Source organism: Cupriavidus nantongensis (assembly GCF_001598055.1).
GTDB lineage: Bacteria > Pseudomonadota > Gammaproteobacteria > Burkholderiales > Burkholderiaceae > Cupriavidus > Cupriavidus nantongensis.
Genome location: NZ_CP014845.1, coordinates 1,585,488 through 1,607,053, shown reverse-complemented (window position 1 = coordinate 1,607,053; position 21,566 = coordinate 1,585,488). Strand labels below are relative to the sequence as shown.

The following is a 21,566-nucleotide window of genomic DNA, read 5'->3' as shown; positions in this document are numbered from 1 at the left end:
TTCAGGACGTACGGCTACCCCATGGCGTTGGCAAAATTGCGCGGAGTGCCCGTCGGGCGAACATGGCGAAGCTCGCCTGGACAATTTCCGGGCGTAGCAGAAAGTCATGTGACTCTCTTGCAAGGTCAGGGTCGAGTTCAGTAATCGAACCGGTCGACTCAGCCATCAGTTGTAGCTGTGCCGCGTTCTCGATCAGCATCGACAGATAGGCCGACTCCTCTATGGAGCCGGTGGCGCAGAGAAAACCGTGATGGGCAAGCAGCACGCTTCGGTTTTTGCCGAGCGCCGTGGCAATGATCTTGCCTTCGCTGTCGGCGATCGGCAGTCCGGGCCATTCAGCGAGAAAGCCGCAGTCATCGGCAAACGGCGTTGCATCCATGTGGGCAACGCGCAAGCGCGTCCCGGTCATGGACAGGGCCGATACGTAGGGCGGGTGTGTATGGATGATGCAATTGACGTCCGGACGCTCGCGGTATATCCAGAGGTGAAACCGAATCGCTGGATTGGCAGCGCCCCTGCCTTCGATCACGTTGATCGATTCGTCGATGCGAATGATCTGGTCGGTGTCGATCTCGTCGAAACCCACCGCCAGTGGCGTTGTCAGGAACGTGCCCTTGGCGCTTCTTACCGTAATTTGCCCCGCAAGTGTGCGCGAGTGCCCTTCGAGCGCCAGCATGCGACATGCAAGCGTGATCTTCTCCTCGTCCGTCCAGGCGCCGAGTCGAAGGCCGCCGGCCAGCCGTTTGACCTGATCGTCCGTGAAGCGCTTCCGGTCTTCATGTTTCATCTCTTGCCTCCTTGGTTTTCCTGCTATTTCTCGCTCAGCGGACGCTCGTCCGTGGGGCGTGGCTCGGCCGGGCGTGAAATCTAACGATGTTAGGTAATCGTGGTCGATGGTACACTAACGCTGTTAGATTGCAAACACGGATGTGAATGAAAGCCCCGAAAATTCGACGTGATCAGGTCATTCAGGCTGCGCTAGACCTTTTGGATCAGGAGGGTCTCGAGGGATTGACGCTGCGCAAGCTGGCGTTGGCCCTCGACATACAGGCCCCTTCGCTCTATTGGCATTTCAGCGGGAAACAAGCACTGATTGATGCTATTGCGGACGCGCTCGTGATGGATGTTGTGCTGCCCCACGGCCCGGATCAGCAGTGGGACAGCCGACTCAGGCAAATTGCCGCGGCGCTGCGGCAGGCGTTACTGAAGCACCGTGATGGCGCCCGTGTCTTTGCGGGGACTTATGTCGTGTCGGACAACGTGCTGCGCATTAACGAGTCGATGCTGGAAGCATTCGCGCTGGCCGGCGTCGATGTGTCCCGTGCTTCGACGTATTCCTTCAGCGTGCTCTACTACATCCTGGGTTTTGTGATGGAAGAACAGGCACTCGGACCTCACAGCGAGTTCGATGTCGCTTCACGCAAGTCTGCCTTCGAGGAGCTGGCGAAGCGCAGCTATCCGAGGAATTTGGCTGCTCGGGAGGCCATCTTTTCTACCGATTTCGACGCACGCTTCAGTACGGGGCTGGAACTGATCATCTCTGGCGTCAAGCAACAGGCGAGCGAGACCGCGAGTAAAGCCGCGCCACCCCTGACTGCAGGACCGGGCGGCGCCAGTTCGGTTAAAAGACGCTCTGCACGACGCGGATAACTGGCGCGAGCGATGTAACCGGCGCCCGCACCGGGCGGTCGGATGGGTCCATGAACACCGTTTCTAGGCCACATGCTTTCCCTACATAGCGCCCCTGCGGCCGCTGCCTTTGCTGCAATCTAATGGGCCCGCCCCAAGCGCCGCCCATGAAACGCACCACCACCATTCCCACGCCGCCGCCCGATGCCGCGCACATCCTGGTGCCGGCCGACGCGCCGGCGGGCAATGGCTGTGCCGATGACCGCAATTTCGTCACGGCGCTGGCGCGCGGCATGGAGCTGCTGCGCGCATTCGGGCCGCAGGACGATTACCTGGGCAACGCCGAGCTGTCGCGGCGCACGGGCATTCCGCGGCCGACGGTGTCGCGGCTGACCTATACGCTGGCGACGCTGGGCTACCTGACCTATATCGAAGCGACCGAGAAATACCGGCTGGGGCAGGGCGCGATGGTGCTGGGGCATCGCTATGTCGCGGGCGCCGGCATCCGCGAGATCGCGCAGCCGCTGATGCAGTCGCTGGCGTTCGCGACGGATTGCACGGTGGCGCTGGCAATGCCGGACCGCCATGCCATGGTCTACCTGGAAAGCTGCCAGCCGCGCGGCGCGCTGGTGATCCGGCTGGCGCCGGGCGCGCGGCTGCCGATGGCTACGTCGGCGATCGGGCGGGCGTGGCTGGCGGGTCTCGATGCGGATCACCGCGAGGCCGCGCTGGCCGAGCTGGCCCGGCACTACGGCGCGCGCTGGCCGGCGGTACGCGTGGGCGTGGAGCGCGCGCTGCGCGACCATGCGCGGCGCGGCTTCTGCGTGGCGCACGCGGAATGGGACCGCACCGTCAGCGGCGCCGCCGCGCCGCTGCGGCTGGCGGGCAGCAGCGAGGTGCTGGCGCTGAATATCGGCGGCGCCGCGGCGCGGCTGTCGCCGGAAATCCTGGAAGCCAACCTGGGCCCGCGCGTGCGCGAGCTGGCGCAGACCCTGCAGGCGCGGCTGTGGCAGCCTGGCGGCGCGCGCGCGACCGCGCGCTTTGCCTCCGAGCAGCCGGAACCGGGGCCCGAGCCCGGCGCGATGAAGCGGGCCTGATGCGGCCGGCGGCAGACGCCGGCATTCGAATTCAACGAGGAGACCACCCATGGAAGTACGCAACAAGACCGTCGTCGTGACCGGCGCGGCCACCGGCATCGGCCGTGCGCTGGCACTGGCCTTTGCGCAGGCCGGCGCGCGCGGCGTGGCCGTGGCTGACCTGAACGCAGCCGGCGCCGCCACGGTGGCGGCCGAGGTCCAGGCCGCCGCGCCCGCTTGCCAGGTGTTTGCCCAGCCGGTCGACGTGGCCGACGCGGCCGCGGTGCAGGGGCTGGCCGACATGGCCACGCAGCGCTTCGGCCAGGTCGACATCTTCTGTTCCAACGCCGGCATCATCCTGCGCAAGGGCCTGGAAGCCAGCGCCGGCGACTGGCAGCGCATCTGGGAAATCAACGTGATGGCGCACATCCATGCGGCAAAGGCGGTGCTGCCGCAGATGCTGGAGCGCGGCGACGGCTACTTCGTCAACACGGTGTCGGCGGCGGGCCTGCTGTCGCAGATCGGCTCGGCGCCTTACGCGGTGACCAAGCACGCCGCGATCGGCTTTGCCGAGTGGCTGTCGATCACCTACGGCGAGCGCGGTATCAAGGTCAGCTGCATCTGCCCGCAGGGCGTGCAGACCAATATGCTGTTCGGCGAGAACGGCGAGCGCAAGGGCTTCCTGCAGGAAGGCTCGGTCACCGCCGAGCATGTCGCCGCGGTGACGCTGGAGGGCGTGGCCGACGAGCGCTTCCTGATCTTGCCGCATCCCGAAGTGCTTGAGTACTATCGGCGCAAGGGCCAGGACTATGACCGCTGGCTGCGCGGCATGCGCCGGCTGCACGACAAGGTGATGCAGGAGTTCGGCGGCATCGCGGTCTGATCGTGGTCTGAAGGGGCGGACAGCCTGACAGGTTCCGGCGGCGGCATTGCCGCCGCCTTCACAATGCGCGCGGCCACGCAGCTGCGCGCAACCGGAGGAGCATCCCATGCGTTTCGGTACCGTTGCCGCGGCGGCAGTGCTTGCCGCATCCTTCCTGACCGGCCCCGTCGCCGCGCAGGCACAGGGCTACCCCGCCAAGCCCATCCGCATCGTGGTCGGCTTCCCCACCGGCGGCGCGCCCGACACGCTGGCGCGCATCGTCTCGGAGAAAATCTCGCCCGCCTGGGGCCAGCCGGTGGTGGTCGACAACAAGCCCGGCGCCGGCGGCAATATCGGCGCCGAGGCGGTGGCGCACGCGCCGGCCGACGGCCACACGCTGGCGCTCGGCACCGTCGGCACGCATTCGATCAACGGCGCGTTGTACAGCAAGATGCCGTACGACATGGTCAAGGACTTCACGCCGGTGATGCTGATTGCCTCGACGCCCAACGTGCTGGTGGTCAATCCCGGCGTGCCGGCGAAGAACGTGGCGGAACTGATCGCGCTGGCCAAGGCACGGCCGGGCGGCCTGACCTTCGGCACGCCGGGCATCGGCACCTCGCCGCACGTGGCGGGGGAAATGTTCAATGCGATGGCGGGCGTCAAGATCACACATGTCCCTTACAAGGGCCGCGCCATGGCCATTCCCGACCTGCTCGGCGGCCATATCACCATGATGTTCGACAACCTGCCCTCGGCCCTGCCGGTGGTTCGCGAAGGCAAGCTGCGCGCGCTGGGCATCACCAGCGCCAGGCGCTCGGCCTCGGCACCGGATATCCCGACGCTGGCCGAGCAGGGCCTGCCGGGCTTCGAAGCGGATTCGTGGTTCGCGGTGTTCGCGCCGGCGAACACGCCAAAGGAGGTCGTGGCCAAACTGAATGCCGAGCTCAACCGCATCTTCACGCTGCCTGATGTGCAGGCGAAGCTGAAGACGCTGGGACTGGACCCGGTGCTGGGCACGCCGGAAAAACTGGCCGCGTACCAGCGCCAGGAAATCGCCAAGTGGGCGAGGGTGGTGAAGGAATCGGGGGCGAAGGCGGAGTAAGCCGACTTACCACCGGCCTTGCCACTGCCGCTTGTGTACTCCCTCTCCCGCTTGCGGGAGAGGGGAAGCAAGCGGTATCGGAGCAGTCAGTAGTGCTGCCGGTCGCCATTACTCGCAACTGGAATGCTCACGCATCCGGCTCCACCGCCTCCCGCCCCACCGTCTCGCCACTCGGCCCGCGCAACCGGCTCAAACTGATCATCGCCCCCACCGCCGCCACGCCCGCTGCCAGATACAACGCCATCCGCGCCGCGCCCGCCGGCGACAGGCTGAACAGCAGCGCCACCAGTGCCGTGCCCGTGGTCTGCCCCAGCAGTCGCGTGGTCGCCTGCGCGCCGCTGGCGCCGCCGCTGCGTTCCGGCGGCGTGGCGCCGATCATGGCACGGTTGTTGGGGGACTGGAAGAAGCCGAAGCCGGTGCCGCACATGGCCATGCGCCAGGCGATGTCGAAGCTGCCGGCGTCAGGCCCCAGCGTGGCCAGGCCGACCAGGCCGCCGCCGAGCATGGCCAGTCCGATGCCGGCGAGGATGCTGGCCGGATAGCGGTCCGACAGCCGGCCCGAGACCGCCGCCATCACCGCCACCATCAGCGGCCACGGCGTGATCAGCAGGCCGGTCTCCTGCAGCGAGCGGCCGAGCTGGTATTCGAGGAAGAACGGCAGCGCGATAAAGGACAGCATCTGCGTCATGAACGAGCAGAACGAAGTCCCCACCGCCAGCGTAAACGCGCGGCTGGCGAACAGGTCGACAGGCACCAGCGGTGCGGCGCGTCCGCGCTGGCGCCGCACCAGCAGCCAGCCCAGCCCCACCGCGAGCGCCACGCCTGCGCAGCCGGCCACGCGCCAGCCGGGGTGGCCGAGTCCGTCGACGCTCAGGATAAACATGCCGAATACCAGCGCCGACAGCAGCGCGCTGGGGTAGTCGAAACTGCGCGGCTGCGGCGGCGTATCCGGCAGCGCGGTGCGGCTCAGCGCCAGCGCGGCGATCGCCACCGGCACATTGACCGCAAACAGCCAGGGCCAGCTCGCCACCGCCAGGATCAGCGCGCCCAGCGACGGCCCCACGGCGATGGTCACGCCCACCACCAGCGCATTGAGGCCGATGCCGCGGCCCAGCCGCGTGGGCGGGTAGATAAAGCGCACCAGCGCGGTGTTGACGCTCATGATGCCGGCGCCGCCGATGCCCTGCAGCACGCGCGCGGCCACCAGCATCGGCAGGTTGACCGACAGCGCGCACAGCAGCGACCCCACCAGGAAAGTTGCCAGACCGGCGCGGTAGACCCGCTTGTAGCCCAGGATGTCCCCCAGCGACGACAGCGGCAGCAGGCACACGGTCACCGTCAGCTGGTAGGCGTTGACGACCCAGATGGTGCGGGCGGGATCGGCCTGCAGTTCGCGCGAGATCGACGGCAGCGCGATATTGGCGATCGAGCCGTCGAGCACGGCCATGATCAGGCCGAAGAAAACGGTGAGGATGGCCCAGGTGCGCTGGGGCTGGGGTAGGCCTTGTTCTGGCGGCATGGGCGAGACATTGGAGACAATGCCGCGCCCGGGTCGGATCAGCTTGGCCAGGCGGGCCACGGCGCGGCGTTGCCATTATGGTCGCGCGCGGGGCTGCTCGCAAATCCGCCAATTGTGGTAATGCGGTGCGGTCAGCGCTCAGGGCCCCGCCGTGGCGCCCTGCGCGTAGCGCTGCAGCCGCTTGTACAAGGTGTCTGCGGCTTCGGCCATGGCCGGGCCCCAGCCGGTGGCCGCCTCGCACAGTGCCTCCAGGTCCCTGCATTCCCTGACGATGGACTGGCGCCGCACGATCATGAAGGCGCCCGCCGCGGCATGCATCCAGTGGCGCAGGCCGGCCAGGTCCTGCTGCGCGAGGATGCGGGCCAGCGCCGGCAGGTCTTGCTGCAGTTGCCGGCGCAGCATGTCTTCGTAGCGGCGGCGCGGGGCCTCCACCGCGGTGGCCGGCTCGCGCGGCTGCGCGCACGGGGTGGCATCGCTGGCGGAGCGAGCCAGGCCGCGCAGGCAGGCGTCCAGGTCCTGCAACGAGGCCGGCTTGGCCAGGTAGCCGGAGAAGCCGCACAGGCGCCAGTCATGCTCGGGGTCGCTGCAGGCCACGGCGCTGAAGGCGATGACCGGCAGGCCCGGATACTTCGCCTGAACGGCGTGCAGCAAGGCGTGGCCGTCCATTCCAGGCATATGCAGGTCGGTCAGCAGCGCGTCGACGCGCGTGCGCGCCAGCACCGCCAGTGCCTGTTTGCCGTTGCCCGTGACGATGGGATGGCAGCCGATTGCCTGCAGTTGCTCGGCGACCAGCGACTGGTTCAGCGGGTTGTCCTCGGCCACCAGGATGGTCAGGGGCGTGGCCGTGGCCGTGGGTGCGGGCAGCGCAGGGGTGGCAGTGGCGGGCATGGGCAACGTCGCCTGCTGCGTTGCGCCGCTGGCGGCCGCCACGGCGTCGAGCAGCGCGCGATGGCTGAATGCCGACGCCTCCAGCATGCCGGCGCTATGCTGCCGCGGGCGATGCGGGCCGTCGGCCGTCAGCCACACCAGCGGCGCGGACTGGCGCAGCGCGTCCAGCGCCGCTGGCGCAAAGTCTTCGGTCGCCACCACGGCAGCGGGCGCGTTGCGCGGCACGCTGTCCTGCGCCGCGGCGATGGAGGCCGCCGTCTCGGTGTGCCAGCCCGCGGTCCTGAGCCATGCTTGGATCGATGCGCCGGTGCGTTGGTCCTGCGACAGCACCAGTACGCGGCCGCTGTACGTCAAGCCGGCCGCCGCTGGTGCGTGCGGCGCGGTATCGGCCGGCGCCAGCGGCACCGACACCGTGAACGCGCTGCCCACCTCCGGCACGCTATTGACGACGATGCTGCCGCCCATCAGTTCGCACAGCCTGGCGCAGATCGACAAGCCCAGCCCGGTGCCGCCATAGCGGCTGTCGGCCGCGGCATCGCCCTGCACGAACGGCTGGAACACGCGCGCCGCCAGTGCCGGCGTCATGCCGATGCCGGAATCGCTGACGCGGCAGACCAGCCGCTGCATGCCATGGGCATCGGCATGCAGTTCGCCGCTCAGCGTGATGCGGCCGCTGGCGGTGAACTTGAAGGCGTTGTTCAGCAGGTTGTTGAAGACCTGCACCAGCCGCGCGCGATCGCCCACCACTTCCGTGTCCAGCGTCGGCGACAGCTGCAGGCAGAAGCGCAGCGGACGGCCCGCGACCATGGGCGCATAGGCCAGTGCCAGGCTCTCCAGCGCCTCGACGGGACGGAACGGCGCATTGACCAGCGCCAGTTGCCCCGCGTCGATCTTGGAGAAGTCGAGCACATCGTTGACGATGCGGCGCAGCGAGCCGGCGGCGGTCTCCAGCGCTTGCAGCCGCGCCGCGTGCGGCTCCATGCCGCCGCTGCGCGCCAGCAGTTCCAGATTGCCGAGCAGCGCGTTCAGCGGCGTGCGGATCTCGTGGCTCATCGCCGCAAAGAAGGTCGAGCGCACCCGCAGCATCGCTTCGGTGGCCTGCTGGGCGGAGCGCAGCTGCTGCTGCAGCGCCTGTTGCGCGGTGCAGTCCAGCACCGCGCAGAACAGCACGGCTTCTTCGCGGTAGCGCGCCGGGGCATAGGTGAGCTGCAGGAAGCGCGGTGCCGCTTCGGCAGGGCCGGGCGCTTCCGCGGCCGCGACGGTGATGCTGCAGACCGATGCAGGTCCGCCGGCGGCGCCGCAAGGCTGCCGGGCCAGCGCCCCGGCTATCGCGGCGGGCAGCGGTTGGTGCGGTTGCGCCGGCAGCAGCGATGCCGCCAGCGGATTGCAGGCCAGCACGGTGTAGTCGTGCCGGCGCACGATGCACAGGCCGACCGGCGTGGCGCTGACCAGCACCTGGTTCATCAGCTCGTTTTCCAGCGCGCGCCGGGCTTCGGCATGCGAGCGCCGCAGCAGCTGCCGGCTCCAGTAGTGCGCCGCGAGCACGATGGCGCCGGTCAGCAGCAGCATGGCGGCGCCGATCACCGCCAGTTCGGCCGCCAGCGCGTTGAACAGCAGCCGGTATGGCAGGTGGTAGACCAGCAGGCCGAAGCCGGGCTGCAACGGCTGCACCAGCGCCACGCCCGAGCGCGTCAGGCGAAGCGCGTTGTGCGGCAGGCCGCTGACCCGCGCGGCGATGTCGCGGGCGCTGGCCGAGGTCAGCGTGCCGGCATGCGGCCACACGTCGATCAGGCGGTCCGCGTCATTGAGCAGCGCCAGGCCGGCGTGGTCCTGTGGCGGCGGCAGGCCGGCCAGGAACGCCTGCACCGGCACGCAGGCGGCCACCAGCATGGTGGCTGAGTCGCCGGCATAGGCGGCGCCGGCCAGGACCATGATCGGGCTGTCGTCGACGGGGTCGCGCAGCGGCCCAAGCCAGACCGGCTGGTCGCGCGCCGGCACGGCGTGGCCGGTGCGGTCCAGCAGCGCGCCAGTCAGTGCCGTACGCAGGCGCGGGATCAGCGCCGGATCGAGCGCCAGCGGTGCGCGCGCGCCGGCCTCGGGCTGGCGGATCACGACCGCGCTGTCCTCGTCCAGCGAGACCGCGTAGGCGCCATGGTCCAGGTCGAAGGCCTGCTGCGTTGCCACCGTGGCCAGCGCAACCTGCCGCAGCCGCGCGAACTGCGCTGGCAGCTCCGCGCCCCAGGCCTGGCGCGTGGCGTCGGCGGCCAGCAGATGGTAGTCCTTGCCCACGGCCTCGACATGGACCGCGGCGGCGCCGGTGCGGCGCAAGGCGTCGACGTCGGGGTCGCGCGACGGCGCCGCGACGGCGGCGCGCAGATGGTAGCGGATGCTGAGCGCGGTGCGGCGCACGAACGAGGCCTCGTTATGCAGCCGCTGCGACACCGTGCCGACATACTGCGCGACCTGGCTGCGCCGGTAGTCCAGGTGCTGGTCCGCCGCCAGCCCGGCCAGCAGCGTGCCCGAGCACAGCACGATGGCGATCAGCGCCGCGATGGTCACCGAGTACAGGTGCTGCTGCCGGCGGGCGTGGTCGGCCAGCGCGTCGAAGGTGCTGGCCAGGCTGTCGCGGGTGCGGTCGGGGTCTTGCTGCATGGCCCGGGGCAGTCAGATCAACCCGCTTTCATAGGCGTAGCGGATCAGGCCGGTATTGGTCTGCACGCCCAGCTTGCGCATGGCCACGGTCTTCTGGCTGGAGATGGTGCTGACCGAGCGGCCCAGCTTGGCGGCGATCTCGGTCAGCTGCGCGCCCTGCGCATAGAGCCGGATGACCTCGAGCTCGCGCTGGGTCGGCTCCCGCGCCGGCGTGCCGGGCAGCGCCGCGCGCTGGAGCACCGCGTGCACCGCGGGCGAGCAGAAGCAGCCGCGGCCGAACGCAGCGTGGGCGCAGGCGCGCACCACTTCCTCGAGCGGATCCTCCTTGCTGACGAAGCCGCGCACGCCCAGCTTGATCGCGCGGCGCACGATGGCGGCATTGGAGCGGGCGCTGATCACCACCACCCGCGTCGTCGGATGACGCCGCGCCAGCCGGCCGAGCAGGTTGAAGCCGTCCAGCGAGGCATCGCCGAGGCCCATGCAGAAATCGGTGATGGCGATATCGGCCGGCTGCCGCGCCAGCGTGCCGAGCAGCTCGGTGCCGTTGCGGCATTCGGCGCTGATCTGGACGCGCGCGCTGCGCTGCAGGCAGTCGCGCAGCGCGGCCACCACCAGCGGGTGGTCGTCGGCCAGGGCAACGCGCAGGACTTGGTCGTTCATGGGCAATCTCCGGGTGAGACGGCAACCGGGTTCGGCTGCTGGCGCCGTGCGGTGGCGTCATCACAAGACTCGGATTCTGGCCAGTTTCCGCGCCTCGCTGAATCGGAATTCGGCTAGTTCGCGGAGGCCGCGGGATCGCGCAGCGGACCGGATCCGGCCAATGCAATGACGTCTCCGGAAGATAAGCGGCAGGGCGCGACGGCCTGACGCGGGTTTGCGCAGGATTGCGGCCCTTGTCTCGCGATACAGCCATTGCGGGAGATCAATGCACGCTAAAGTGCCGCGGTGGCGACTTCACTGGCCACGCACGATAGCGACATTCCGGCGGCGCGGCATTTTGGCGCTTGGCGGCGCGGACCGCTGTCCTAGAATGAAGCTGACACGCGCCCCGCGGCGTGTGCACCGCGTGGGGGAATGCCATGCCCGTCTATCAATACCGCTGCGAGAAGTGCGGCCATGTCTTCGAAAAGACCGAACATCTCGCGGAACATGCCTCTGCCCATCCACCCTGCCCGAATTGCGGCAGCCAGTCCGTTCAGCACGCACCGGCGCCGTTCGTGGCAGTGACCCAGCGCAAGAGCTGAGTCTCGAACAACAAGATCCCAGGAGGGTGCGCACGCCACCGGCCAGATGCCGGCGCGCGTGCTGCTTCATGCGTGGCGCCTGCCGTGCCACGCGCGTTCGCGCTGCGCGCAAGCGGCGATCTCAACCTTGACGGAGGATGCCATGGCAACGAGACCGTTCACTGAATTTCCCGCCGACGAGCAGCAGCAGGTCCTGGACGCGTGCAGGCATGTCGGGCTGGCGGCGGAGATGTTCGAGATTACCGACGAGCGCGACGGCGCTGGCGCGCGGCGCGTCAGCGTGCGCCGCGTCGGCACCGACAAGACCAGCGTCTATGAAGCCGGCGCCGGCACGGCATGGATGGAAGAGTTCGAGAGCGACCTCGAATGCGGCCTGTACGGGCCGGTCACGGTGTAGCGGCGCCGCCGGCGCGGTTCAGTGCCGTCCGCGCTCGCCGGTGCGCGACACCACCGACGCGCCGGCGATCAGCTCCTTGAGCAGCGCCAGCGAGGCCGCGCCGCCGGTGCGGTAGGGGTCGAGCTCGGCGCGCGCGGAGAACTTGAGCAGGGTGGCGGTATTGAGCCGCGCCGCATTGACCTGCCCCATCGCCCAGCCGGCGAAGTCGCGCGTGCAGGTTTCCTCGAAATGCAGCAGGGTCACGTCGTGGTGGCGCGGATCGCGCGCGATCGACTGGAACAGCTGCGACACCTCCTGCCGGTCGCCTTCCAGCGCCTGCAGGAAGATGCCGTTGCCATGGCACAGCACGCCGGTGATGCCGTGGCGCGGATTGCGTTCCAGGCTGGCGGCCAGGATGGCATCGAGCAGTGCGGCATCGATGGCCTGGCGGGCACGGCTGGCATAGAGCAGGCGGACTAGCATGGTGGTGGCGCTCCGGTAATGGCGCTCCGTGTGGCGGCAGGGCCCGGGCGGTCAGCCGCGGTTATTGTTCAGCAGCGTGAGGAATTCGCGGCGCAGGCTGTCGTCCTTCAGGAACGAGCCGCGCATCACGCTGTTGGTCATCTTGGCGTCGGTGTCGCGCACGCCGCGCCAGTGCATGCAGAAGTGCTCGGCCTCCATCACGATGGCGAGGCCGTCGGGACTCATCTTTTCCTGCAGCAGGTCGGCGACCTGCGCCACCGCTTCTTCCTGGATCTGCGGGCGGCACATGATCCATTCGGCCAGCCGCGCGTACTTGGACAGCCCGATCAGGTTGGAATGCTGGTTCGGCATCACCCCGATCCACAGCTTGCCGATGATCGGGCACAGGTGGTGCGAGCAGGCGCTGCGCACGCGCAGCGGGCCCACGATCATCAGCTCGTTGAGCTGGCCGACGTTGGGGAATTCCGTCACCGGCGGGGCCTTGGCATAGCGGCCGGCAAAGATTTCCTTCAAATACATCTTGGCCACGCGGCGCGCGGTTTCCTGCGTGTTGTGGTCGTTGTCGACGTCGATCACCAGCGCCCGCAGCACGTCCTGCAGCCGGGCCTGGACTTCGGCCTGCAGCTGCTCCATTTCACCGGGCTCGATATAGCGGGCGATATTGTCGTTGGCGTGGAAGCGCTCCTGCGCGGCCTCCAGCCGCGCGCGGATGCGGGCCGAGACGCTGGCGGCGGGATGGCCGGCTCTCTCGCTGGTGGTATCGCCGGCGTTGCTGTCCTTGGCGCGATGCGCTGCGTCCTTGCTGTTCATTGGATGGGGCGGTGATGGCGTGAATGGCTGCGCAGCGGGTGTGTGCCGGATTCACTATATGGCAGATGCGGTGGCCTCACAACCCGCGCGGTGGCTGGAAAACGAGGTTGCGGTGGGCCGGATACGCCACAACGGAAGCGCTTTCCATGAAGAGTTCGTGACATCGCTCAAGCCCGCCACGCACGGCGCCGACAAGCCCACATAATGTCTGCACAACACCAGGCAGCCCGTTGCAGGCTGCCGGCACCCGGCCGCGGCCAAGCGCGGCCTGACGCTTTGTCGGGATCCACCTCATCATGCCGATCGCCTTTCCGTGCAGCAGCCTGATGTTGCTCCATGTGGTGACAGTGCCGGTACCGGCCACGCCGGTGGAAACCGGCGTCGCGGAACATCATGCCAGTGCCGTGCGCCACGGCGCGGGCGGACTGCGGCGGCCCTTGTCGCCGGCGCCGCGCAGCCCCGCGGCGCAGGTTCCCGCCAGCGGCTGAGGCCGACGGCCTAAAGGCCTAAAGGCCTAAAGGCCTAAAGCAGCAGCAGCGCCAGTGCCGGCAGCATGGCCGCCGGCATCACTACCGCGCCCACGCGCAGGAACTGGCCGGCGCTGACCTGCAGCCCTTCGCGGCGCAGCGCCGTCAGCCACAGCAGCGTGGCGAGCGAGCCGGTGACGGACAGGTTGGGGCCCAGGTCGATGCCAACCAGCACCGCGCCGCTGACCGCGTGCGAGGCGTGTCCGGCGTCGAGCGCAGACGCCGCGATCAGCCCCGCCGGCAGGTTGTTGGCCACGTTGCCCGCCAGTGCCACCAGCGCACCCACGCCCAGCAGCGCCAGTGCGCCGCCGTCGCGCGACGCGGCCGCGACCGCGTCGGCAAGATGGCGGATCACCGCGGTCTGCTCCAGCGCCGCCACCAGCACGAACAGGCCGGCCACCATCGGCAGCACGCCCCACGACACCTCGCGCAGCGTCGGCCACAGCAGTTCGCGCCGGGTGGCGCAGACCAGCAGCAGCGTGGCCACGCCCGCGGCGCAGGTGGGCCAGCCCAGCGCGTCGCCGCGCAGCGAGGCCAGCAGCAGCACCAGCCCGGTCAGCACGATGCCCAGCGCGCTCAGCCGCGCCTGCAGCGACAGCGGCGGCACCGGCACGTCAGCGGCGATGGGCTCGGCCAGCGCCGCGCGCTGGGTCCACCACAACGCTGCCAGCGTGGCCAGGATCGCCGCTGCCGACGGCAGCGCGAAGCTCGCCAGCCAGCCGGCCAGCGGCGGCATGCGCTCGCCGAAGATCACCAGGTTGGCCGGGTTGGAGATCGGCAGCACGAAGCTGGCCGCGTTGGCGATAAAGGCGCAGGCGTACAGGTAGGGCAGCGGCTGGCGCACGCGCGCGGCGCGGGTCGCGGCCAGCACCGCGGGCGTCAGCACCACGGCAGTGGCGTCGTTGGACATGAACGCCGTCACCAGCGTGCCGAAGCCGTACACCAGCAGAAACAGCCGCGGCGCCGAGCCGCGCGCCTGGCGCACGGCGAGCGCGGCAACGTGGTCGAACAGCCCGGTCTTGCGGGCCAGTTCCGCGATCAGCATCATGCCGGCCAGAAACAGGTACACGTCGTAGCCGCGCAGCACCGCGGCCAAGGCCTCGGGCAGCGCCATCAGGCCGGTGGCGCACAGCAGCAGGGCGCCGCCGGCGGCCCAGAAGGCTTCGGGCAGGCGGAAGGGTCGGAACAGCACGCCGGCGGTGGTCAGCGCGGCGACCGACCAGATCAGCAGCGGGCTGTGGCTGGACATCAGGAACGGGGCGGAAAGCGGGAAAGCCGGGAGTTTACAGCGGATTCCCGGCAGGCGCTGCGGGCGTGGCGGCTGGCGCAGCGCTGGTGACGGGGGTGGGAGTCGCCGGAGTGGCCGGAGCCGCCGGAGCCGCCGGCGACGCCTGCGAAGTGCCGTCGAGGTTACTTGCGACGGGATCCGTCAAGGGCTGGCTGGCCGGCGCCGCGGGGGGCGCCGGCGGCGGGAAGCCGATCGTGGCGATGCCCTGGCTGCCGTCGGCATTCTCGGCGTAGATCCAGTCGCCGCCCGCTTGCACCAGGCCGGCGGGCGCCTGCACGCCGGCCTCCGGCACGCCGGCCAGGCGGCCTTCCATGTAGGCCGCCCACACCGGCAGCGCGGTGGTCGCGCCGAACTCATGCTCGCCCAGGCTGCGGTTGTCGTCATAGCCCATCCATGCCACCGTGATCACGCCGCCGCCATAGCCGGCGAACCAGCCGTCGACCGAGTCGTTGGTGGTGCCGGTCTTGCCGGCCACGTCGTCGCGGCGCAGGTAGCGGCGCACGCCGATGCCGGTGCCGGTGTCGACCACGCTGCGCAGCAGGCTGTCCATCACGAAGGCATTGCGCGCGCTGATCACCGGCGGCGGCGCCGGGCGTTCCTCCGCGTCCTGCGCGGCGCTGAACAGCACGTTGCCGTCGCTGTCGGTGATGCGCTCGATCAGGTAGGGCTCGACGCGGTGGCCGCCGTTGGCGAACACGCCATAGGCCGCGGCCAGGCGCAGCGGCGAGGTGGTGCCGGTGCCCAGCGCCAGCGGCAGGTAGCGCGGCAGCCGCCTGGGCGAGAAGCCGAAGCGGCTGGCGAATTCCACCGCATAGGGGATGCCGATCGCCTGCAGCGTGCGGATCGCGGGCAGGTTGCGCGATTCGGCCAGCGCCTGGCGCACGCTGATCGGGCCGACAAAGCGCCCGTCGTCGTTGGCCGGCTGCCAGCGCGAACCAGCCGGCAGCGGCGCGTCGTTGATCAGGGTGCCGGGCGACACACCGCGCTCCAGCGCCGCGGCATAGATAAAGGGCTTGAAGGTCGAGCCCGGCTGGCGCAGCGCCTGGGTGGCGTGGTTGAAGCGGCTGGCGGCAAAATCGGCGCCGCCGACCATGGCCTCGATCGCGCCGGTGCCGGTGTCGAGCGACACCAGCGCGGCCTGCGGCCCTTGCGACAGGTCCTTGACGAACTTGCGGTGGCGGCGCGCGTAGCGCTCCAGCCCGCCATGCACGGCATCGTAGGCCAGCGTCTGGCGCACCGACGACACCGTGGTGTAGACGTTCAGGCCGCGCGTGTAGGCGTCGTCGCCGAAGCGCTCGCGCGCCAGCTGCCGCGCCAGCTCGGCCACGTATTCCGCATGGCCGGCAAAGCTGCCGGGGCTGTCGTCGCTGATGGCCAGGCGCGCGGCGCGGGCTGCGCGGTAATCGTCCTGGCTGATCATGCCCAGCGCCAGCATGCGCCCCAGCACATATTCCTGGCGCCGCTTGGCGCGCGCGAAATTGACCACCGGGTTGACCGCCGAAGGCGCCTTCGGCAGGCCCGCCAGCATCGCGGTCTCGGCCAGCGACAGCGACGCCAGCGGCTTGCCGAAGTACGCATGCGCGGCGCTGCCGAAGCCATAGGCATGCTCGCCCAGGTAGACCTGGTTCATATACAGCTCGAGGATGCGGTCCTTGGGCAGCGCGTGGTCGATGCGCCAGGCCAGCAGCATCTCGTACCATTTGCGCGCCAGCGTCTTCTCGCGCGACAGGTAGAAGGCGCGCGCCACCTGCATGGTGATGGTGGAAGCGCCCTGGGCGTAGCCCTGGCCGAGGTTGGCCAGCGCGGCGCGGAACACGCCGGGGATGTCGATGCCCTGGTGCTGGTAGAACTGGTCGTCCTCGGCCGCGAGCAGCGCCTGCACCATTTGCCTCGGGATCTGCTCGAAGGGAATGAACTCGCGGTGCTCGCTGCCGAACTCGCCGATCTGGACGTTGTCGCTGGTGTAGATGCGCAGCGGCACATCGGGCCGGTAGTCGCGCAGCGCATCGACCGGGGGAAGCTGCCGCAGGCTGACCACGGCGGCAAAACCGGCCAGCAAGGCACCGGCGGCAGCCAGCGCCAGCGCGGCGCCGCCTGCCTTGACTGCGATTTTTTTCATGGGCCGCATTTTACCTGCTGCAACTGGCCGATCCGGCGACCGGCTCAGCGGTTGGCCGCCAGCGGCAGCGGATTGCCCAGTTCGTCATGGTCGTCCGGCTGCGGCGGCGAGACCTCCGGCGATACATCCGGCGATACCTCCGGCGATACCGGCCGCGGTGCTGGCTGCGGCTCTGTCTGGACCACCGCCACGCGCAGGCGCGTCTGGCTGTGCTGGCGCGCGAATTCGCACAGCGAGAGCCAGGTTTCCTCGCGTTCGATGATGGTGAAGTGATCGGTGTCCGGCATGGTCTGCAGCGCCACCGGGCCGGGCCACGCCGCCATCAGCCGTTCGGAGCAGGCGTGCGGCACCACTTCGTCGGTGGCGGCCAGCAGCACCTTCGTGCTCTGCACGACCTTTTTGCAATGCGAGATCGAGTCGAAGTGGTGGCGCATCAGCTGGCGCAGCGGCACCAGCGGAAAGCGCTTGCGCACCAGCTCGAGCAGCGAGTCGTAGGGGGTGATCAGCTGCAGGCTCTCGAAATCCTGCAGGTCGGCCAGCTGGATCGCCACGCCTGTTCCCAGGCTGCGACCCACCACGTGCACGCGCGCGTCCGGGAACACGCGCCGCACATGCAGCAGGAACTGGCTGGCGTCGGCCACCGCGGCGCTTTCGGACGGGCGCCCGTCGGAATGGCCCAGGCCGCGGTAATCGTAGGTGGCGAAGCCCATGCCGGCAGGCAGCCAGCGCGCGTATTGCAGCGTTTCCAGCACATCTTCGCCGCGGCCGGGCAGGTAGAACAGCAGGTCGCGCACGGCGTCGCCGGGCGCGTGGTAGATGTAGCCGCGCACCACGCCGCCGGGGATCAGGTGCGAATAACCGATGATGCCGTCGGGCAGGTCGCGCGGGGGGCGCCGGCGCGCGTCGAACAGCAGCCGGTCCTGGTTCAGCGTCAGGTAGGTCCAGTAGCAGGCGAAGCCGCTGGCGGTCATCAGCGCGGCCGCCAGCGCGCGGCGGGTGGTCAGTGGCATGGCATTCGTCAGTGGCCGCGGCCAGGCGTGGCGCGTGTGCGCCGGCCTTGCCGCCCAGCCGCGCAGCCTACCTTATTTTTGCCGTCGGCGTGGCCGCGGCGCAAGCCGGCCGGCGCAGTTCTTGTACGATATGCCTCATTCGGGCGCGCGTACCCCACCGGGACGACGCGCCTTCACGGAGCCAAGGGAGCCAAGGAGCCAACCGGCATGAGCGAACAGAAACACGAGCAATACCGCGCCGAAGAGGCGCAGGCCATGGAACGCGTGGTTGCGGCCACGCGGCAGGTGCAGGTCGCCTTCACCGCGCTGCAGGCCCACTATCCGCCGCAGGGCAGCGGCAAGCCGTCGAAACTGGCGCTGCAGACCTTTGACGCGGCACTGCAGGCGCTGGAGGACGCGCAGGCTGCGTTCGACGAGATCCTGAACGACCTGCTCGACGAGAAACGCTGAGGCGCCGCGGACAAAACCACCCTCGCCGTTCCCGCCTTCGCGGGAACGGCGAGCGCAACGGCATGACGCCGCTACCGCGGATCGTGTTCGCCAACCCCCGCCACAAAATCCTCCCCCTCCGGCAACCCCAACGAGAACTTCACCGGAAAGTTCACCGTAATCCCGCCCCCGATCGGCCGCACCACCCCCCGCGCCCGCACCTGCGCATCGTCGAACAACTCGCCCGCCCCCAGCACCGGCGAGAACGGAATATCCAGCGGCGCAAAGAAGTCCTCCCATTCCGCCAGATCCCGCGTGCGAAACACCGCCGCCAGCAGATCATTGACCTCCACCTTGTGCCCGCCGCGCCCGGCGCGCGTGGCGAAGCGCGGATCGCGCAGGGCCGGGAACGCGTCGCCCAGCGCCGCGCACAGGTTGTCCCAGAACTTGTTCTCGAGGATGCCCAGCGCCAGGTGCCGCCGGTCGCGGGTTTCGAACAGGTCGTTTTCCGGCATCACGGTGGATGATGCAAGGGGCGAGGCCTGGTGCGCGCGCGCGGTCCAGGCGCCATGCGCGGTCCACGACAGCACGGCGTCGTGGATCGAGACATCGAGATGCTGCCCCTGTCCGTTCTGCCGCGCGCTCATGATCGCCACGGCCAGCGATAACGCGGCGTAGCCTGACGCTGCGTAATCCGACAACCGCACGCGCGGGCGCGAGACCGCATCGTGCACCTGCACCGGCGTGGCCCAGTATCCCGCCAGCGCCAGGTAGTTCAGGTCATGCCCGGCGTGGCTGGCGTACGGTCCGGTCTGGCCGAAGCCCGAGACCGAACACAGCACGATGGCCGGATTGACCGCCGCCAGCGCGTCATAGCCCAGTCCCAGGCGCGCCATCACGCCGGGCCGGAAGCCTTCGACCACGGCGTCGGCATCGCGCACCAGCTCCAGGAAGGCTGCACGGCCGGCGTCCGATTTCAGGTCCAGCGCCACCGAGCGCTTGCCGCGGTTGAACTGCGCATACACATGCGCGCCCAGTTGCCGCGCGGTGTCGCCGCTGCCGGGCTGCTCGACCTTGATCACCTCCGCGCCAAGCTGGCGCAGCAGGCTGCAGGCGTGCGGGCCGGGCAGCAACTGGCTGACGTCGAGGATGGTGACGTCGTTCAGGCAAGACCATGCTGGCTTCATGCGGAGCCTCGGGGAAAGGGGAAAACACAAGCGCCGCACGCGCGGCGTGGCGTGCGGCGCAGGGAGCAGGCCAGCCGTATCAGCCCAGGTCGCCGGTCATGCCGATCGACTTCATCAGGTCGCCATAGCGCGCGTTGTCGCTGGCCACCAGGGTGCCGAACTGCGCCGGCGATGCGCTGCGGCGCAGCTCGCCGGCATTGGCCTTGAGCTGGGCGTCGAACACGCCGGCGGTCTGCAGCGTGCGCACCGCGGCGTGCAGCTTCTGCGCCAGCTCGGGCGGGAAGTTGGCCGGCGCGAACAGGCCGCTCCAGTTGTCGATGACAAAGCCGGGCGGCAGCGCTTCGGCCATGGTCGGCACGTCGGGGAAATACGGGGAGCGCGCGGCTGCGGTGACGGCCAGCACCCGGACCTGGTTGTTGCGCACGTACTGGGTCGCGGTGCCCAGCACCGGCATGCCGAACTGGGTCTGCCCGGTCAGCATCGAGGTAATGATCTCCGGCGCGCCCTTGTAGGGAATATGCACCGCGTCGCAACCGGTCTGGTGCAGCATGGTCTCCACCGCCAGATGGGCGATGCTGCCCTTGCCGCCGGAGCCGTAGTTGAACTTGCCCGGCTCCTTCTTCATCGCCGCGACCAGCTCGGCCGCGCTCTTGTACGGCGACGACAGCGGCACCACCAGCGCCGACGGCCCGCCCGACAACGCCGTGATCGGCGTGAAGTCCTGGGTCGGGTCGTACGGCATCTTGCGGTACATATGCACGTTGATGACGTGCGAGTTGGCCAGGATGCCGAGCGTGTAGCCGTCGGGCGCGGCGCGGCGCAGCGCGCCGGCGCCGATGATGCCGCCGGCGCCGGGCATGTTCTCGACCACCAGCGGCTGGCCGAGCTTCTTGCCCAGCTCTGCCGACAGCGTGCGCGCGATATTGTCCGGCGTGCTGCCGGCGATAAACGGCACGATCAGCCGGATCGGGCGGCTGGGGTAAGAGGATGCGGGGGATGCGGCGCTGGCGGCGCGGGCCGGCAGCAGCAGGCTGCCCAGCGCGGCGGCGCCGGCGGTGGCAAGCCAGTTTCGGCGGTTCATGCTTGGTCTCCGTGGTCTTGTCGTATTGTGCTGTGGCCGGGATCCGGATGCCGGCGGCGACCGCGCCGCCGGCACGGTCAGGCTTTCTGTTGCAGCGGTTCCAGGATAGCCCGCGCGATGGTGTTGCGCTGGATCTCGCTGGTGCCGGTAAAGATGCGAAACATGCGCAGCTTGCGAAAGGTCTGCTCGATCGGATGGCCGCGCGTGACGCCGACATTGCCGTGGATCTGCACGGCCTTGTCCGCCACCTCGAAGCAGCGCTCCGAGACAAAGAGCTTGCACGCCGCGGCCTTCATGCGCAGGTCGGCGCCGGCGTCGGCCAGCGCGGCGGTGTGCGCGATCATGCTTTCGCAGGCCCACAGCGCCGCGGCCATGTCGGCCAGCATGTGCTGGATCGCCTGGAAGCGCGCGATCGGGCCGCCGAACTGGCGGCGCTGGCCGGCATATTCGACCGACGACTGATAGGCGCGCATGGCCAGCCCCAGCATGCTGGGGCAGTGCAGCAGGCGGTTCACGTTGATGCGCGACATGCCCAGCTTGAAGCCGTTGCCTTCGCCGCCAAAGATGTTGGCGCGCGGCACGCGCACGTTGTCGAAGCGGATATCGCCGTCGATATGCTGGCCGGACATCGGCACGTATTCGTTGGTGACGGTCACGCCCGGCAGGTCCAGGTCGACCAGCACCGCGGTGATGGCCGGCGGCGTCGAGGTGGCGTCGGTCACGCACATGACGATGGCAAAGTCGGCAAACGGCGCGCCGCTGATGTAGTGCTTGCCGCCGTTGATGACCAGGTCATCGCCGTCGGCCACGGCCGAGGTCTTGATGCTCTGCGCATCGGAGCCGGAATGCGTTTCCGTCAGCGCGAAGCAGGTCGATTTCTCGCCGCGGATCACCGGCTTGAAATACCGCTCGAGCTGCCCGGGCGTGGCGTATTTCAGCATGTTGCCCACGCGCGGCGGGCCGCCCAGGTCGCCCAGCACGTGCGCGGCCAGGGTCGAGCCGCTCGCGGCCAGGTCGGCCTTGAGCGCGCATTGCTCCTGGATGTTCAGGCCCTTGCCGCCGAGCGCGGTGGGCAGGCAGGCGGCGTAGAAGCCCAGCTCGCTGGAGCGGCGCCAGACCTGGCGCAGGGTCTCGCGCGGCCACGGGTCCTCGGAACCCAGGCCGAGTTCGTGTTCAAGCGGGCGCAGCTCTTCGTCGATAAAGCGGCGGATGCCGGCGCGGATTTCCAGCAGGACGGGGTTGGTCAGGTGGTCGAACATGGCGGTTTCCTCGGTGCGGTTC

Annotated in this window: 20 protein-coding genes; 8 read left to right on the top strand and 12 right to left on the bottom strand. The window is 69.3% G+C overall.

Annotated elements, in window-relative coordinates:
* Window position 1 precedes the first annotated feature (1 nt).
* Complete coding sequence (locus tag A2G96_RS28230; RefSeq protein WP_062803453.1) at window positions 2-787, bottom strand: aldolase; 786 nt, start codon at window positions 785-787, stop codon at window positions 2-4.
* Window positions 788-933: 146 nt separating this feature from the next.
* Between A2G96_RS28230 and A2G96_RS28225 the strand changes: the two genes are divergently transcribed.
* The 4 genes from A2G96_RS28225 (at window position 934) to A2G96_RS28210 (ending at window position 4,672) form a co-directional block, all read left to right on the top strand.
* Window positions 934-1,650 carry a TetR/AcrR family transcriptional regulator C-terminal domain-containing protein gene (locus tag A2G96_RS28225; protein ID WP_082819127.1) on the top strand — a complete coding sequence of 239 codons (717 nt, stop codon included), beginning with the start codon at window positions 934-936 and terminating at the stop codon, window positions 1,648-1,650.
* Window positions 1,651-1,796: 146 nt separating this feature from the next.
* A complete protein-coding gene (locus A2G96_RS28220; protein ID WP_062803452.1) occupies window positions 1,797-2,726 on the top strand; it encodes an IclR family transcriptional regulator in 930 nt (309 codons plus the stop codon).
* 49 nt (window positions 2,727-2,775) lie between these two features.
* Complete coding sequence (locus A2G96_RS28215) at window positions 2,776-3,588, top strand: SDR family oxidoreductase (protein ID WP_062803451.1); 813 nt, start codon at window positions 2,776-2,778, stop codon at window positions 3,586-3,588.
* Between the two features lie 106 nt (window positions 3,589-3,694).
* A complete protein-coding gene (locus tag A2G96_RS28210) occupies window positions 3,695-4,672 on the top strand; it encodes a Bug family tripartite tricarboxylate transporter substrate binding protein (protein WP_062803450.1) in 978 nt (325 codons plus the stop codon).
* Window positions 4,673-4,799: 127 nt separating this feature from the next.
* On the opposite strand, the gene A2G96_RS28205 is transcribed toward A2G96_RS28210, so the two are convergent.
* The 3 genes from A2G96_RS28205 to A2G96_RS28195 form a co-directional block, all read right to left on the bottom strand.
* On the bottom strand, window positions 4,800-6,191 hold the full coding sequence (locus A2G96_RS28205; RefSeq protein WP_062804174.1) for an MFS transporter: 1,392 nt from the start codon (window positions 6,189-6,191) through the stop codon (window positions 4,800-4,802).
* 138 nt (window positions 6,192-6,329) lie between these two features.
* The gene (locus A2G96_RS28200; RefSeq protein WP_062803449.1) at window positions 6,330-9,731 is read right to left on the bottom strand and encodes an ATP-binding protein; all 3,402 of its coding nucleotides are present in this window, start codon (window positions 9,729-9,731) and stop codon (window positions 6,330-6,332) included.
* 12 nt (window positions 9,732-9,743) lie between these two features.
* Window positions 9,744-10,391 carry a response regulator gene (locus A2G96_RS28195; protein ID WP_062803448.1) on the bottom strand — a complete coding sequence of 216 codons (648 nt, stop codon included), beginning with the start codon at window positions 10,389-10,391 and terminating at the stop codon, window positions 9,744-9,746.
* A gap of 419 nt (window positions 10,392-10,810) precedes the next feature.
* On the opposite strand from A2G96_RS28195, the gene A2G96_RS32860 reads away from it, so the two are divergent.
* Window positions 10,811-10,975, top strand: coding sequence for an FmdB family zinc ribbon protein (locus A2G96_RS32860; RefSeq protein ID WP_018008406.1), 165 nt, complete (start codon window positions 10,811-10,813; stop codon window positions 10,973-10,975).
* Window positions 10,976-11,117: 142 nt separating this feature from the next.
* Window positions 11,118-11,372: a hypothetical protein gene (locus A2G96_RS28190; RefSeq protein WP_062804173.1), complete on the top strand. Its 255-nt coding sequence runs from the start codon at window positions 11,118-11,120 to the stop codon at window positions 11,370-11,372.
* Between the two features lie 18 nt (window positions 11,373-11,390).
* Here the strand turns inward: A2G96_RS28190 and A2G96_RS28185 are convergent, their stop codons facing one another.
* Window positions 11,391-11,834 carry a BLUF domain-containing protein gene (locus A2G96_RS28185; RefSeq protein WP_018008408.1) on the bottom strand — a complete coding sequence of 148 codons (444 nt, stop codon included), beginning with the start codon at window positions 11,832-11,834 and terminating at the stop codon, window positions 11,391-11,393.
* Window positions 11,835-11,885: 51 nt separating this feature from the next.
* Window positions 11,886-12,644 carry a GTP cyclohydrolase I gene (gene folE / locus A2G96_RS28180; RefSeq protein ID WP_062803447.1) on the bottom strand — a complete coding sequence of 253 codons (759 nt, stop codon included), beginning with the start codon at window positions 12,642-12,644 and terminating at the stop codon, window positions 11,886-11,888.
* Between the two features lie 296 nt (window positions 12,645-12,940).
* On the opposite strand from folE, the gene A2G96_RS28175 reads away from it, so the two are divergent.
* Window positions 12,941-13,132: a hypothetical protein gene (locus A2G96_RS28175; RefSeq protein WP_062803446.1), complete on the top strand. Its 192-nt coding sequence runs from the start codon at window positions 12,941-12,943 to the stop codon at window positions 13,130-13,132.
* Between the two features lie 34 nt (window positions 13,133-13,166).
* On the opposite strand, the gene A2G96_RS28170 is transcribed toward A2G96_RS28175, so the two are convergent.
* The 3 genes from A2G96_RS28170 to A2G96_RS28160 are packed head-to-tail and all read right to left on the bottom strand — an operon-like array spanning window position 13,167 to window position 17,588.
* Window positions 13,167-14,420, bottom strand: a complete 1,254-nt coding sequence (locus A2G96_RS28170) for an arsenic transporter (protein WP_062803445.1) — start codon at window positions 14,418-14,420, stop codon at window positions 13,167-13,169.
* A gap of 34 nt (window positions 14,421-14,454) precedes the next feature.
* Window positions 14,455-16,578, bottom strand: a complete 2,124-nt coding sequence (locus A2G96_RS28165; protein WP_062803444.1) for a penicillin-binding protein 1A — start codon at window positions 16,576-16,578, stop codon at window positions 14,455-14,457.
* A gap of 44 nt (window positions 16,579-16,622) precedes the next feature.
* Window positions 16,623-17,588 carry an alpha/beta hydrolase gene (locus A2G96_RS28160; protein ID WP_062803443.1) on the bottom strand — a complete coding sequence of 322 codons (966 nt, stop codon included), beginning with the start codon at window positions 17,586-17,588 and terminating at the stop codon, window positions 16,623-16,625.
* A 207-nt stretch (window positions 17,589-17,795) separates the two neighbouring features.
* Here A2G96_RS28160 and A2G96_RS28155 point away from each other — a divergent pair, with 207 nt between their 5' ends.
* On the top strand, window positions 17,796-18,038 hold the full coding sequence (locus tag A2G96_RS28155) for a hypothetical protein (RefSeq protein WP_042879660.1): 243 nt from the start codon (window positions 17,796-17,798) through the stop codon (window positions 18,036-18,038).
* A gap of 71 nt (window positions 18,039-18,109) precedes the next feature.
* Here A2G96_RS28155 and A2G96_RS28150 read toward each other — a convergent pair whose 3' ends face one another.
* The 3 genes from A2G96_RS28150 to A2G96_RS28140 form a co-directional block, all read right to left on the bottom strand.
* Window positions 18,110-19,204, bottom strand: a complete 1,095-nt coding sequence (locus tag A2G96_RS28150) for a CaiB/BaiF CoA transferase family protein (protein WP_062803442.1) — start codon at window positions 19,202-19,204, stop codon at window positions 18,110-18,112.
* A 79-nt stretch (window positions 19,205-19,283) separates the two neighbouring features.
* The gene (locus tag A2G96_RS28145) at window positions 19,284-20,285 is read right to left on the bottom strand and encodes a tripartite tricarboxylate transporter substrate binding protein (RefSeq protein WP_062803441.1); all 1,002 of its coding nucleotides are present in this window, start codon (window positions 20,283-20,285) and stop codon (window positions 19,284-19,286) included.
* A 77-nt stretch (window positions 20,286-20,362) separates the two neighbouring features.
* Window positions 20,363-21,544, bottom strand: coding sequence for an acyl-CoA dehydrogenase family protein (locus tag A2G96_RS28140; protein ID WP_062803440.1), 1,182 nt, complete (start codon window positions 21,542-21,544; stop codon window positions 20,363-20,365).
* Window positions 21,545-21,566 lie beyond the last annotated feature (22 nt).

Coding starts and splice junctions, on each gene's coding strand:
- A2G96_RS28155 (WP_042879660.1), top strand. CDS start 17,796: ATGAGCGAACAGAAACACGAGCAATACCGCGCCGAAGAGGCGCAGGCC.
- A2G96_RS28145 (WP_062803441.1), bottom strand. CDS start 20,285: ATGAACCGCCGAAACTGGCTTGCCACCGCCGGCGCCGCCGCGCTGGGC.
- A2G96_RS28185 (WP_018008408.1), bottom strand. CDS start 11,834: ATGCTAGTCCGCCTGCTCTATGCCAGCCGTGCCCGCCAGGCCATCGAT.
- A2G96_RS28165 (WP_062803444.1), bottom strand. CDS start 16,578: ATGAAAAAAATCGCAGTCAAGGCAGGCGGCGCCGCGCTGGCGCTGGCT.
- A2G96_RS28205 (WP_062804174.1), bottom strand. CDS start 6,191: ATGCCGCCAGAACAAGGCCTACCCCAGCCCCAGCGCACCTGGGCCATC.
- A2G96_RS32860 (WP_018008406.1), top strand. CDS start 10,811: ATGCCCGTCTATCAATACCGCTGCGAGAAGTGCGGCCATGTCTTCGAA.
- A2G96_RS28225 (WP_082819127.1), top strand. CDS start 934: ATGAAAGCCCCGAAAATTCGACGTGATCAGGTCATTCAGGCTGCGCTA.
- A2G96_RS28190 (WP_062804173.1), top strand. CDS start 11,118: ATGGCAACGAGACCGTTCACTGAATTTCCCGCCGACGAGCAGCAGCAG.
- A2G96_RS28170 (WP_062803445.1), bottom strand. CDS start 14,420: ATGTCCAGCCACAGCCCGCTGCTGATCTGGTCGGTCGCCGCGCTGACC.
- A2G96_RS28200 (WP_062803449.1), bottom strand. CDS start 9,731: ATGCAGCAAGACCCCGACCGCACCCGCGACAGCCTGGCCAGCACCTTC.
- A2G96_RS28175 (WP_062803446.1), top strand. CDS start 12,941: ATGCCGATCGCCTTTCCGTGCAGCAGCCTGATGTTGCTCCATGTGGTG.
- folE (WP_062803447.1), bottom strand. CDS start 12,644: ATGAACAGCAAGGACGCAGCGCATCGCGCCAAGGACAGCAACGCCGGC.
- A2G96_RS28150 (WP_062803442.1), bottom strand. CDS start 19,204: ATGAAGCCAGCATGGTCTTGCCTGAACGACGTCACCATCCTCGACGTC.
- A2G96_RS28195 (WP_062803448.1), bottom strand. CDS start 10,391: ATGAACGACCAAGTCCTGCGCGTTGCCCTGGCCGACGACCACCCGCTG.
- A2G96_RS28215 (WP_062803451.1), top strand. CDS start 2,776: ATGGAAGTACGCAACAAGACCGTCGTCGTGACCGGCGCGGCCACCGGC.
- A2G96_RS28140 (WP_062803440.1), bottom strand. CDS start 21,544: ATGTTCGACCACCTGACCAACCCCGTCCTGCTGGAAATCCGCGCCGGC.
- A2G96_RS28210 (WP_062803450.1), top strand. CDS start 3,695: ATGCGTTTCGGTACCGTTGCCGCGGCGGCAGTGCTTGCCGCATCCTTC.
- A2G96_RS28230 (WP_062803453.1), bottom strand. CDS start 787: ATGAAACATGAAGACCGGAAGCGCTTCACGGACGATCAGGTCAAACGG.
- A2G96_RS28220 (WP_062803452.1), top strand. CDS start 1,797: ATGAAACGCACCACCACCATTCCCACGCCGCCGCCCGATGCCGCGCAC.
- A2G96_RS28160 (WP_062803443.1), bottom strand. CDS start 17,588: ATGCCACTGACCACCCGCCGCGCGCTGGCGGCCGCGCTGATGACCGCC.